Source organism: Telluria sp. RB2R28 (genome assembly GCF_059685835.1).
The window spans coordinates 19325-32157 of record NZ_JCASIK010000001.1; the positions used below are offsets into that span (position 1 = coordinate 19325).

Sequence of the window (12833 nt, forward strand, 5' to 3'; positions counted from 1 at the left end):
CACCATGCACGCTTCATCCAGAGAATAACGAGGAGATACGATGTCCGAGGCAAAGAAAAAGACGCCGCTGCGTTCTGCGGCATGGTTTGGCACGCAGGATAAAAACGGGTTCATGTACCGCAGCTGGATGAAGAACCAGGGCATACCCGACCACGAATTCCAGGGCAAGCCGATCATCGGCATCTGCAACACCTGGTCCGAACTGACCCCGTGCAATGCGCACTTCCGCAAACTGGCCGAGCACGTCAAGCGCGGCATCCTGGAAGCAGGCGGCTTCCCCGTTGAATTCCCCGTATTTTCGAACGGCGAATCCAATCTGCGCCCGACGGCGATGCTGACCCGGAACCTGGCCAGCATGGACGTCGAGGAATCCATTCGCGGCAATCCGATGGATGCGGTCGTGCTGCTGGTCGGCTGCGACAAGACCACGCCGGCGCTGCTGATGGGCGCGGCCAGCGTCGACCTGCCGACGATCGTCGTCACCGGCGGTCCGATGCTCAACGGTAAGCTGAACGGCAAGGACATTGGCTCCGGCACCGCCGTCTGGCAGTTGCACGAGCAGGCCAAGGCCGGCACGATCACGATGCACGAATTCCTGTCGGCCGAAGCAGGGCACTCGCGCAGCGCCGGCACCTGCAACACGATGGGCACGGCGTCGACGATGGCCTGCATGGCCGAAGCGCTGGGCACCTCGCTGCCGCACAACGCCGCGATTCCCGCCGTGGATGCACGCCGCTACGTGCTGGCGCACATGTCGGGCATGCGCATCGTCGAGATGGTGCACGAAGACCTGCGCCTGTCGAAGATCCTCACACGCGCAAACTTCGAGAACGCCATCCGCGTGAATGCCGCCATCGGCGGCTCGACCAACGCCGTGATCCACCTGAAGGCCATTGCCGGACGGGTGGGCGTGCCGCTCGAACTCGAGGACTGGACCCGCATCGGCAAGGGCACGCCGACCGTGGTCGACCTGCTGCCATCGGGGCGCTTCCTGATGGAAGAGTTCTACTATGCGGGCGGCTTGCCGGCCGTGATTCGCCGCCTGGGCGAGGGCGGCCTGATTCCCAACAAGGATGCGCTGACCGTCAACGGCAACACGCTGTGGGAAAACTGCGTCGCCGCGCCCATCTACAACGACGACGTCGTGCGCCAGCTGGATCATCCGCTGATCGCGGACGGCGGCATCTGCATCCTGCGCGGCAATCTCGCGCCGCGCGGGGCCGTGCTCAAACCGTCGGCCGCGTCGCCGCACCTGATGCAGCATCGCGGACGCGCCGTGGTCTTCGAAGACTTCGATCATTACAAGCAGCGCATCCTCGACCCGGACCTGGACGTCGACGAAAACTCGGTGCTCCTGATGAAGAACTGCGGCCCGAAAGGTTATCCGGGCATGGCCGAAGTGGGCAATATGGGCTTGCCGCCCAAGCTGCTGGCCAGGGGCATCACCGACATGGTGCGCATCTCGGACGCGCGCATGAGCGGCACCGCATATGGCACCGTGGTGCTGCACGTGGCGCCGGAAGCGATGGACGGCGGCCCGCTGGGCATCGTGCAAGACGGCGACATGATCCAGCTCGATTGCCATAACGGGCTGCTCAACGTCGAACTGCCGGATGCCGAAATCGTGCGCCGGCTGGCCGACCGCGCCGAAAAGAACAAACCCGTGCAGCACAGCGGCTACCAGCGCCTGTACCTCGATCACGTGATGCAGGCCGACGATGGCTGCGATTTCGATTTCCTCGTCGGCTGCCGTGGCTCGGCGGTGCCGAAGCATTCCCACTGAACCAAGAACCGAGGAGACCAGAGCATGCTGCTCATCCAATTTCTGACCGAAGCGCAGGAGCGCCGGGTCGGCATCCTGACCGGCGCCACCATCCGCGTCATCGATGGCTACACCACCACCCTGGAGCTCGCACGCGCCGCGATCGGCAGTGGCCAGGGCCTGGCCCAGCTGGCCGAGGGCGCCGCCGGCGTGCAGCACGCCGACTATGACGCCACCGCGCAGGCCGGCCGCATCCTGCCGCCGCTCGACCACCCGGACGCTGCCCACTGCTACGTGACCGGCACCGGCCTGACCCACCTGGGCAGCGCCGATGCACGCGACGCCATGCACCAGAAGATCGGCGGCGATATCGCCGCGCTCAGCGACAGCATGAAAATGTTCCGCATGGGCGTCGAAGGCGGCAAGCCGCCGACCGGCACGGCCGGCGTGCAGCCGGAATGGTTCTACAAGGGCGACGGCTCGATCGTGCGCGCCACCGGCCAGGACCTCGAGATGCCGGCATTTTCGCTCGACGGCGGCGAAGAACCGGAGATCGCCGGCCTGTACCTGATCGGCGACGATGGCCACCCGTACCGCCTCGGCTACGCCATCGGCAACGAGTTTTCCGACCACGTGACCGAGCGCCAGAACTACCTGTATCTTGCGCATTCCAAGCTGCGCAACTGCGGCCTGGGGCCGGCGCTCCTGGTGGGCGAACTGCCGGCGCATGTCGCGGGCGTCTCGCGCATCATCGGCGCGGATGGCCAGGTGCGCTGGGAAAAGCACTTCGTCAGCGGTGAACAGAACATGTCGCACACGCTCGAGAACCTCGAGCATCACCACTTCAAGTACGGCCTGTTCAAGCGCGCCGGCGACGTCCACATCCATTTCTTCGGCACCGCCACGCTGAGCTTTGCCGATGGCGTCCAGGTCAGCGAAGGGGAAACCTTCGAAGTCGCTTCGCCCACCTTCGGCCCGGCGCTGCGCAACCGCCTCGCGGTGCAAGCCACCCCTTACACGAAAGTGACCGCCTTATGAGCATCGCCGGCGACGCCATCATCAACGGCCTTGCGGAGCGCGGCGGCGCGGACGCGTTCCAGGCCTGGGCGCCGGGCCAGCGCGAGCACATCGAGCCGGCCTTCCACATGGTCACGCCCGAGCAGATCGACCGCGCCTGCACCCTGGCGGGCGACGCCTTCGACGCGTTTCGCGCTACCAGCGACGCGGCCCGTGCGCAGTTTCTCGAAACCGTGGCCGAGCAGGTTCTGGCCATCGGCGACGCGCTGATCGAGCGTGCGATGCTGGAGACCGGCCTGCCGCGCGTGCGCCTGGAAGGTGAGCGCATGCGCACCGTGGGCCAGCTGCGCCTGTTTGCCACGCTGCTGCGTGAAGGTTCATGGAACGACGCGCGCCTGGACACGGCGCTGCCCGAGCGCGCGCCGCCACGGCCCGACCTGCGCATGCGCCTGATCGGCGTCGGCCCGGTGGCCGTGTTCGCCGCCAGTAACTTCCCGCTTGCGTTCTCTGTTGCCGGTGGCGACACCGCGTCTGCGTTTGCGGCCGGTTGTCCGGTCGTGCTCAAGGCCCACTCGGCCCACCCGGGCACGTCGGAACTCGTGGGCCGCGCAGTCGCCCGGGCCGTCGCGCAATGCGGATTGCCGGCCGGCGTGTTTGCGCTGTTGAGCGGAACCGGCAACGGCATCGGCCAGCGCCTCGTGGCGCACCCGGCGATCCAGGCCGTGGGCTTTACCGGCTCGCGCTCGGGCGGCCTGGCCCTGATGGCGGTGGCGGCCGCGCGCAGGCAGCCGATTCCCGTGTATGCTGAAATGAGCTCGATCAATCCGGTGTTCCTGCTGCCCGAGGCGCTGGCCAACCGCGGCCAGGAGATCGGCAAGGGCTTTGCCGCGTCGCTGACCATGGGTGTCGGCCAGTTCTGCACCAATCCCGGACTGGTGCTGGCGGTCGACGGGCCGGGCCTGGATGCGTTTACCAAGGCCGCAAGCGATGCCCTGGCGGGCTCCAGCAGCGCCGTGATGCTCAACCAGGGCATTGCGGACAGCTACCGCAAGGGCGTCGAGGCGCTGGCCGGCAACGACGCGATCACGACGCTCGCGCAGGTGGCGCACGAAGAAGGCAAGGGCGGCGCGGCGTTGTTTCGCACCACGGCGGACGAATTCCTGGCGCGCACCGAGCTGCACGACGAAGTGTTCGGCCCCGCCTCGGTGCTGGTGGTCTGCAAGGATGCGGCCAAGATGCGCGACGTGGCCGAGGCCCTTGAGGGCCAGCTGACCGCGACGCTGCAGCTCGACGCGGGCGACATCGCCGCTGCCAGAGTGCTGCTGCCGACGCTGGAGCGCAAAGTCGGGCGCATCCTGGCCAACGGGTATCCTACCGGCGTCGAGGTCTCGACGGCGATGGTGCATGGCGGGCCGTTCCCGTCGACGGCCGACGGCCGCAGCACCTCGGTGGGAACGGGCGCGATCAGCCGCTTCCTGCGGCCGGTCTGCTACCAGAACCTGCCGGCCGCACTGCTGCCGGAGGTCCTGCAGGACGGTAACCCGCTGGGCACCTGGCGGCGCCGGGATGGCGCGCTCACCAAAGAGTGAGTGGGCAGACAACAACAAGATGGAGACAAGCATGCAACACATGGCGAACTACCCGAGCCTGAGGGACAGGCGGGTGTTTGTGACGGGCGGCGGCACCGGTATCGGCGCGGCGATCGTGGAAGCGTTCGTGGCGCAGGGCGCTGTCGTCGCGTTCGTGGACATCGCGCGCGACGCCAGCGAAGCGCTGTGCGCGCGGCTGGCCGCGGCCGGCCACCGGGCGCCGGTGTATCGGCACTGCGACATCACCGATATCCCTGCGCTGCAGCGCACGATGGCCGAGCTGGCCGCGCAGCTGGGCGACTTCGAGGTGCTGGTCAACAATGCCGCGAACGACCAGCGCCACGATATCCATGACGTGTCGCTCGACTACTGGAACGAGCGCATCGCGATCAACCAGCGCCCGATGTTCTTCACCTGCCAGGCGGTCTTGCCGGGCATGAAGAAGAAGGGCGGCGGCTCGATCATCAATTTCAGTTCGATGTCCTGGCATGCCAAGGGCGCCGGCTACCCGGTCTATGCGACCACCAAGGCCGCCGTGATCGGCCTGACGCGCAGCCTGGCGCGCGACCTGGGACCGTTCGGCGTGCGGGTCAACACCGTCACGCCCGGCTGGGTCATGACGCAGCGCCAGATCGAATTGTGGGTGGACGACGCGGCCGAAGCCGAGATCAAGAAAGCCCAGTGCCTGCCGGGCAAGCTGATGCCGGAGGATGTCGCGCGCATGGTGCTGTTCCTGGGCGCCGACGACAGCCAGATGTGCACGGCGCAGGACTTCGTCGTGGATGCCGGCTGGACCTGAGATGCGCCGGCCGTCACATCGCGGCCCTGATAAATAAAACAAGCCTGCAACAACAAGCAGGCAAAACCAATGGAGACAATGTTGAAAGCACTCAAACCCCTCATCTTCGCATGCGGCCTGGCCGCCATGCCTGCTTTTGCCCAGGTCAGCGTGTCGGTCGACACCGGCAAGCCAGGCCCCGTCATCAACAAGAACGTGTACGGCCAGTTTGCCGAACACCTTGGCACCGGCATCTACGGCGGCCTGTGGGTCGGCCAGAATTCATCCATCCCCAATACCCGCGGCTGGCGCAATGACGTCGTCGGCGCCCTGAAGGAACTGAAGGTCCCGCTGGTGCGCTGGCCAGGCGGCTGCTTCGCCGACGAATACCACTGGCGCGACGGCATCGGCGCGCGCAACAAGCGCCCGGTCAAGGTCAACACGCACTGGGGCGGCGTGGCCGAGGACAACGCCGTGGGTACGCATGAATTCTTCGACCTGGTCGAGATTCTGGGGACGGAAGCCTACGTCAACGGCAACCTGGGTTCCGGCACGCCGCAGGAGATGGCCGAATGGCTCGAGTACATGACGTCGGATACCAAGTCGTCCCTGGCCGAACTGCGCCGCAAGAATGGCCGCAAGGCGCCGTACAAGGTGGCCTACTTCGGCATCGGCAACGAAGCCTGGGGCTGCGGCGGCAACATGAAGCCGGAATACTATGCCAACCTGTACAACCACTATGCGACGTTCCTGAAAACGCCACCGGATGCGCGCCCGAAAATGGTCGCCAGCGGTGGCAACGACAACGACACCAGGTGGACCGAGGTCCTGAGCAAGGAGGCCGCGCGCGGCACCGACGGCATCAGCTTCCACTACTACACGCTGCCGACCGGCGTGTGGGAAAAGAAGGGCGCCGCCACGGGCTTCCCGGAATCGGAATGGTTCTCGACCATGCAGCAGACGCTGCGCATGGACCAGCACATCAAGCAGAACATCGCCATCCTCGACAAGAACGACCCCGAGAAGAAAATCGGGTTCTATGTCGACGAGTGGGGCACCTGGTATGACGTCGAACCGGGCACCAATCCGGGCTTCCTGTTCCAGCGTAACACCCTGCGCGACGCGGTCGTGGCGGCGCTGAACTTCAACATCTTCCATGCCCACGCCGAGCGCGTGCGCATGACGAACATCGCGCAGATGGTCAACGTGCTGCAGGCGATGATCATCACCGACAAGGAGAAGATGCTGCTGACGCCAACCTACCACGCGTACAAGATGTACATCCCGTTCCAGGATGCGACGTCGCTGCCGGTGGCGGTCGACAACGACGTGGCCTATTCGAGCAATGGCAAGGGCGTGCCGGGCATCAGCGCCACGGCGGCGCGTGCGAAGGACGGCAAGGTGTATATCGCGCTGGTCAACACGCACCCGACGCGCGCCAGCGATGTCACGCTCAATGTAGCGGGCCTGACGGTCGGTGGCGTTGCGGGCCAGGTGCTGACGGCCGACGCCATGGACGCGCACAACACGTTCGAGAAGCCACAGGCGATCAAGCCGGCGCCGTTCAGCGCCAGGGCGCAGGATGGCAAGCTGACGATCAAGGTCCCGGCCAAGGCCGTGATGGTCTTCGCGGTCGAGGCGTAAATGCGGGCCGCACACTTCGTGTGGGCGGCGCTGGTGGTTGCCGGCGCCGCCGGCGGCGCCAGCGCCGCGCAGGTCGGCGTGCACGACCCGGTCATGGCGAAGCAGGGCGCGCGCTACTACCTGTTCAGCACCGGCCCCGGCATCACGTTCTACAGCTCGACCGACCTGACGACGTGGAAGCCGGAAGGCCGCGTCTTCAAGGAGGGCCCGGCCTGGGCGACGCAGGCCGCGCCGACCTTCAACGGCCATATCTGGGCGCCCGACATCTATCACCACGACGGCAAGTACTACCTGTACTACTCGGTGTCGGGCTTCGGCAAGAACACGTCGGCCATCGGCGTGACCGTCAACACGACGCTCGACCCGCGCTCGCCCGCCTACAAGTGGGAAGACCAGGGCCCGGTCGTGCAGTCGGTGCCGGGGCGAGACCTGTGGAACGCCATCGACGCGCAGGTGATCGATGACGCCAAAGGCACGCCGTGGATGTCGTTCGGCTCGTTCTGGGGCGGCCTGAAACTGGTCAGGCTCGACGCCAGCCGCACCAGGCTCGCAGAACCGCAGGAATGGCACACGATCGCGCGCCGCGAACGGCCTGCCTTTACGCCGGACGACGAAGCCGGGCCGGCGCAGATCGAGGCGCCGTTCATCTTCCCCAAGAACGGCTGGTACTACCTGTTCGCCTCATGGGACCTGTGCTGCAAGGGCAAGGACAGCACGTACAAGGTGGTGGTGGGCCGCGCGAAAACGATCACCGGGCCCTACCTCGACCGCAACGGCGTCGACATGGCCAAGGGCGGCGGCACGCTCGTGATCGCGGGCGACAGCGACTGGCGTGGCCTCGGCCACAACAGCGCCTACACCTTCGACGGCAAGGACTACATGGTGCTGCACGCCTATGAAACCGCCGACCGCTTCAAGCAGAAGCTGAAGGTGCTGGACATGGGCTGGGACCGGGATGGCTGGCCGGTGCTCGATCAGAAGGACCTGAATCGCTACCAGAGCGCGCTGCAGCCATGAAGCTTCACCTCCTGGCATGGCTGCTGCTGGGGGCGGGTACGCTGGCCCAGGCGGCCGCGCCGTTTCCGCTGGCGGACGTGCGCCTGGGCGCGGGGCCGTTCCTCGATGCCCAGACCACCAACCTGAACTACCTGATGGCGATGGAGCCGGACCGCCTGCTCGCGCCGTTCCTGCGCGAGGCGGGCCTGGCACCGCGCAAGCCAGGCTACGGCAACTGGGAATCCTCGGGCCTGGATGGCCACATGGGCGGGCATTACCTGTCGGCGCTGGCGCTGATGTACGCGTCGACCGGCGACGCGGAAACGCTGCGCCGTCTGAATTACATGGTCGCCGAACTGCAACGCGCGCAGCACGCCAATGGCGACGGCTACCTCGGCGGCATCCCGGGGGGCCGCCAGGCCTGGCGCGATGTCGCAGCCGGCAAGCTCGAAGCCGATGGCTTCTCGGTCAACGGCAAGTGGGTGCCGTGGTACAACCTGCACAAGGTCTATGCGGGCCTGCGCGATGCCTACCGCTATGGCGGCAATGCCGACGCCCGCGCCATGCTGGTTGCGCTGTCCGACTGGGCGCTGGCCTTGACCGCGCGCCTGTCGCCGGAACAGATGCAGGCGATGCTGCGCAGCGAGCATGGCGGCATGAACGAGATTTTCGTCGATGTCGCCGACATCACCGGCGACAGGAAGTATCTCGACCTTGCGCTGCGCTTTTCTCACCAGGCGATCCTGCAGCCGCTGGCGCGGCGCGACGACCAGCTCACCGGCCTGCATGCCAACACGCAGATCCCGAAGGTCATTGGCTTTCAGCGGATCCATGATGCGACCGGGCGCAAGGACATGGGCGACGCGGCCAGGTTCTTCTGGGAGACGGTGGTGGACAAGCGCTCGGTGGCGATCGGCGGCAACAGCGTCAAGGAGCATTTCCACAGCCGGGACGACTTCGCGCCGACCGTGCATGACGTCGAAGGACCGGAGACCTGCAACACCTACAATATGCTCAAGCTGACGCAGATGCTGTTCGCGGCCGAGCAGAAGGGTGCGTACGGCGACTATTACGAGCGCGCGCTGTACAACCACATCCTGTCGTCGCAGCGCCCGCAGGGCGGGTTCGTGTATTTCACGCCGCTGCGGCCGAATCACTACCGCGTGTATTCGCAGCCCGACCAAGGCATGTGGTGCTGCGTGGGCTCGGGCATCGAAAGCCACGCCAAGTACGGGGAATTCATCTACGCGCACGAGAAGGACACGCTGTTCGTCAACCTGTTCATGGCCTCGACCCTCGACTGGAAAGCGCAGGGTGTCCGGCTCACACAGGCGACCCGCTTCCCGGATGCCGAGACGACGCGCCTGACGATCGACCGCGCCACACCCGGTTCGAACACGTTCACGGTCAAGATCCGCTATCCCGGCTGGGTGGCCCCTGGGCGCATGAAGGTGCGGGTCAATGGCAGGGCGGTCAAGCTTGATACGCGGCCAGGCGGCTACGTGGCGCTCATGCGCAGCTGGCGCAGCGGCGACCGGATCGACGTGCGCCTGCCGATGACCACGCACCTCGAGCAACTGCCGGACAAGTCGAACTACTACGCAGTGCTGCACGGCCCCGTGGTGCTGGCGGCCAGGACACGGATGCCGGGCGACGAGCGGCTGCAGTACCTCGCGGACGACGCGCGCATGGGGCACATCGCAGCCGGCCCGGTCTGCCCGATGGAATCGGCCCCGATGTTCGTCAGCGATTCGGTGGACTTCATCCGCAGGTTCAAGCCGGTGGCCGGCAAGCCGTTGACGTTCACCGCGCCGGGGCTGGTGCATGGCGCGGACGGACCGGCCACCGAGTTCGTGCCGTTCTTCCGCCTGCACGAATCGCGCTACACGATGTACTGGCAGCACGCGACGCCGGTCGGGCTCAAGGCGCAGCAGGCGGCCAATGCGGCGGGCGAGGCAGAGCGCCTGGCGCTCGATGCGCGCACCATCGACCAGGTCGCGCCGGGCGAGCAGCAACCGGAGTCCGACCATTTCTTCAAGGGCGAGGGGATCGACGCGGGCGTCAATGACGGACGCCACTGGCGCCATGCGTCGAAGTGGTTCAGCTATGAATTGAAGGATCCGAAGCAGCAAGCGGGCGTGCTGCGGCTGACCTATGCAAAGGCCGACGCGGGGCGGCGCTTCGACATCCTTATCAATGACCGGTTGCTGGCCAACGTCACGCTGACCGCCGACGCGGACGAGGATTTCTACACCGTCGACTACCCGATTCCGGCCGCGCTGCGCGACGCCGCGCAAGGTCGACTCAACGTGCGCTTTGTCGCGCAGGCCGGTTCGCTGGCCGGCGGCCTGTATGGACTGCGGCTGCTGCGCTGACGTTGAGGCCAGACTTCGCTACAGCATCCGCACCCAGTTACCCTTGTACAGAATCGGTCCGGTCGGTCCGCCGGCGCCGGGCGAGCCGCCGCGCGGTTCGAGCGAGACGGCCAGCGTAGCGATGTCGTCGCCAATGGCGCTACCGGTCAGCGGCAGCTCGATCGTGCCTTCCGGCGGGATCACGCCGAGCGAACGGGGTGCGCCTTCCTTCGGAACGGCCCACAGCTGCAGCGACTTGTCGGCGGCGACCGGTGCGTTCTCGACCAGCCGCGCCGTGAACACGCGGCGCTCGCTGTCGGCAGTCAGCAGCAGCGCCGTGCGTGCCTTGTCATCGATCAGCGTGGCGACCAGATCGACCTGCGGGGCCTCGACCAGTGTCGAGCGCAGCACGCCCACCATCAGCAAGGTCGCCGCCAGCGACGCGAGGCTGAGCGAACGCCAGAACGTTAGCGACTCGATGCGCCAGAACTGCCAGGCAGCGTGCGCACGTTGTTGAACCTGGCTCAGGCCCAGGCGGCGCTCGATTGCGCGCCACACCTGCGCGCGCGGTGTTTGCGCACCCGAGAATTCGGCCATCGGCATCAGGCGCTCCTGCCATTCGGCCGTCAGGCGCTGCAGGGCCACGTCGTCGCGCAGATAGCGTTCGAAGCGCCGGCGCGCGCCGCCCCGGAGCGTGCCGAGGACATACTCGGCCGCCAGCTTGTCGCACAGTTGCGGGTTGTCGCGGATATTCATGCTCGTTCGCCTCTTACCAGGCACGTCTTGAGCCGCTCCAGGCTGCGGCGGATCCAGGTCTTGACGGTACCGATGGGTATCGCCATCTGCTGCGCCACCTCGCTGTGCGACAGGTCGTGGAAGAAGGCCAGGCCCACGACTTGCCGGTGCGCGCCTTCGAGCAACGACATGCACAAGGCCAGCGCCTTCGCGTCATGGCTGATCAGGAGGGCGTCGATCGGCGTGGCGCGCGGATCCTGCAGGGCCGCCATGATCTCGGCATCGAAGACGGGGCCGTCGATGTCGAGGTCGTGGGCACAGCGGCGCAGCAGGTCGAGCGATTTGTTGCGCACGATCGTCGTCATCCAGGTCATGGGCGCGGCCAGGTGGCGCTGGTAACCGGCGGCGCCGTTCCAGATCGCCACGAATCCATCCTGCAGTGCTTCTTCAGCCAGTTCACGCTTGCCTAATATACGCAGCGCGTAGCCAAACAGTTTCGGAGAAATGGTGTCGTACAGCGCGCGAAATGCCGCCGCGTCGCCTCGTGCTGTCGCTTGCAGCCAAGTGGCCAGCTGCTCGGGATCGGGATGAAGGGTGTCTGGCACTGCCATCCTTTGACGTTGTAGGAGTGGAGAATCGGGTGATATTGACAATATCATATCGTCCCGGTCGCGCTCGCACGGATGGGCCCGCGTGCATATTCAACACTATTTTTAAAAATAGTTGAAACCGATTCAATCGTGCGTCAGTACAAGCTATACGCGCTGCATTGGCAGCCAGGTTTCCTGGCTGGAATAACCGTGCAGACGCCCGCCCATTTACACGATCGCATCAACCGGAGACCTACCATGACAGACACGAATGTGACATTGGCACTGCTCGAATCACGCAAGGAAAAGCTGGAAAAGCGCCGCTCGTTTTTCAAGAACGTGGGAGGGATCAGCGTCGGTATGGTAGGCGGCACCTTCCTGTCCGCCTGCGGCGGCTCGGTCAAGGACGCGATTGCGCAGGCCGCGCAGCCGACCGACATCGACATCCTTAATTTTGCGCTGAACCTCGAGTACCTCGAAGCGCAGTTCTATTCGTACGCGGTGTTCGGCACGGGCCTGGCAGCAAACCTGACGGGCGGCACGGGCACCCAAGGCGCCGTGACGGGCGGGCGCGCAGTCGCATTCAAGGATCCGCTGGTCGCGCAGTACGCCAAGGAAATCGCGCAGGATGAAATCGCGCACGTGGGCTTCCTGCGCGCAGCACTCGGTTCGGCGGCCGTTGCCCAGCCAGCCATCGACATCGGCGGCACCGATCCGAACGGCGCGTTCTCGAACGCGGCCCGCGCGGCCGGCCTGGTGGGCCCGGGCGTCGCCTTTGACCCGTATGCCAGCGATGAAAACTTCCTGCTCGGCGCGTTCATTTTCGAGGACGTCGGCGTGACTGCGTACAAAGGCGCCTCGCCCCTCATCACGAACAAGACGTTCCTGGAAGCGGCAGCCGGCATCCTGGCGGCCGAGGCGTACCACGCCGGCATCGTGCGCACCGTGTTGTACACGAAAGGCTTGACGGCGCCAACGCTGCGCACCGCAGCCACGGCGATCTCGAATGCGCGCGACAGCCTCGACGGCTCGACCGACGTCGACCAGGGCATCGTGAATGCCAACGACAGCACCGTGTCGAACATCGTCCCGCTTGACAAGGATGGCATCGCATTTAGCCGTACACCGGGCGATGTGCTCAATATCGTGTATCTGACCAAGGAATCGGTCACGATGGGCGGCTTCTTCCCGCGTGGCGTCAATGGCGTGCTGAATATGAGCTCTGCTTACTCTTAATATTTTTGGCAGCGATGCGGTCAATTAAAAGACTGCATCGCTTCCGAAAATCGTAGTTGAATAAATTTTACTCAATCTCATCAAAGTGCCGTCGCAATCAACTAGGCGATAAATTTAGTTTAATAAAGCGAT

General features: G+C 65.6%; 10 protein-coding genes. 8 read left to right on the plus strand and 2 right to left on the minus strand.

The window, feature by feature from the left end:
- Positions 1 to 40 precede the first annotated feature (40 nt).
- From AC56LV_RS00070 to AC56LV_RS00100, 7 genes are all read left to right on the plus strand, one after another.
- Positions 41 to 1783 (plus strand): IlvD/Edd family dehydratase, encoded by a 1743-nt coding sequence (locus AC56LV_RS00070; protein WP_499555047.1) that lies wholly within the window; start codon positions 41 to 43, stop codon positions 1781 to 1783.
- 24 nt (positions 1784 to 1807) lie between these two features.
- Positions 1808 to 2800, plus strand: coding sequence for an AraD1 family protein (gene araD1 / locus AC56LV_RS00075; protein WP_499555049.1), 993 nt, complete (start codon positions 1808 to 1810; stop codon positions 2798 to 2800).
- The gene (locus AC56LV_RS00080) at positions 2797 to 4368 is read left to right on the plus strand and encodes an aldehyde dehydrogenase (NADP(+)) (RefSeq protein ID WP_499555051.1); all 1572 of its coding nucleotides are present in this window, start codon (positions 2797 to 2799) and stop codon (positions 4366 to 4368) included. Before araD1 ends, AC56LV_RS00080 begins: the two co-directional genes overlap by 4 nt.
- A 31-nt stretch (positions 4369 to 4399) precedes the next feature.
- Positions 4400 to 5167 (plus strand): SDR family NAD(P)-dependent oxidoreductase, encoded by a 768-nt coding sequence (locus AC56LV_RS00085; RefSeq protein ID WP_499555053.1) that lies wholly within the window; start codon positions 4400 to 4402, stop codon positions 5165 to 5167.
- 78 nt (positions 5168 to 5245) lie between these two features.
- The gene (locus AC56LV_RS00090) at positions 5246 to 6790 is read left to right on the plus strand and encodes an alpha-N-arabinofuranosidase (RefSeq protein WP_499555055.1); all 1545 of its coding nucleotides are present in this window, start codon (positions 5246 to 5248) and stop codon (positions 6788 to 6790) included.
- The gene (locus tag AC56LV_RS00095; protein WP_499555057.1) at positions 6791 to 7807 is read left to right on the plus strand and encodes an arabinan endo-1,5-alpha-L-arabinosidase; all 1017 of its coding nucleotides are present in this window, start codon (positions 6791 to 6793) and stop codon (positions 7805 to 7807) included.
- Complete coding sequence (locus AC56LV_RS00100; RefSeq protein ID WP_499555058.1) at positions 7804 to 10161, plus strand: beta-L-arabinofuranosidase domain-containing protein; 2358 nt, start codon at positions 7804 to 7806, stop codon at positions 10159 to 10161. Before AC56LV_RS00095 ends, AC56LV_RS00100 begins: the two co-directional genes overlap by 4 nt.
- 18 nt (positions 10162 to 10179) lie before the next feature.
- Here AC56LV_RS00100 and AC56LV_RS00105 read toward each other — a convergent pair whose 3' ends face one another.
- Positions 10180 to 10896 (minus strand): anti-sigma factor, encoded by a 717-nt coding sequence (locus tag AC56LV_RS00105; RefSeq protein ID WP_499555060.1) that lies wholly within the window; start codon positions 10894 to 10896, stop codon positions 10180 to 10182.
- Positions 10893 to 11480 (minus strand): sigma-70 family RNA polymerase sigma factor, encoded by a 588-nt coding sequence (locus AC56LV_RS00110; RefSeq protein WP_499555062.1) that lies wholly within the window; start codon positions 11478 to 11480, stop codon positions 10893 to 10895. The genes AC56LV_RS00105 and AC56LV_RS00110 overlap by 4 nt, the downstream gene beginning before the upstream one ends.
- Positions 11481 to 11723: 243 nt before the next feature.
- Here AC56LV_RS00110 and AC56LV_RS00115 point away from each other — a divergent pair, with 243 nt between their 5' ends.
- Positions 11724 to 12701 carry a ferritin-like domain-containing protein gene (locus AC56LV_RS00115; RefSeq protein WP_499555064.1) on the plus strand — a complete coding sequence of 326 codons (978 nt, stop codon included), beginning with the start codon at positions 11724 to 11726 and terminating at the stop codon, positions 12699 to 12701.
- Positions 12702 to 12833 lie beyond the last annotated feature (132 nt).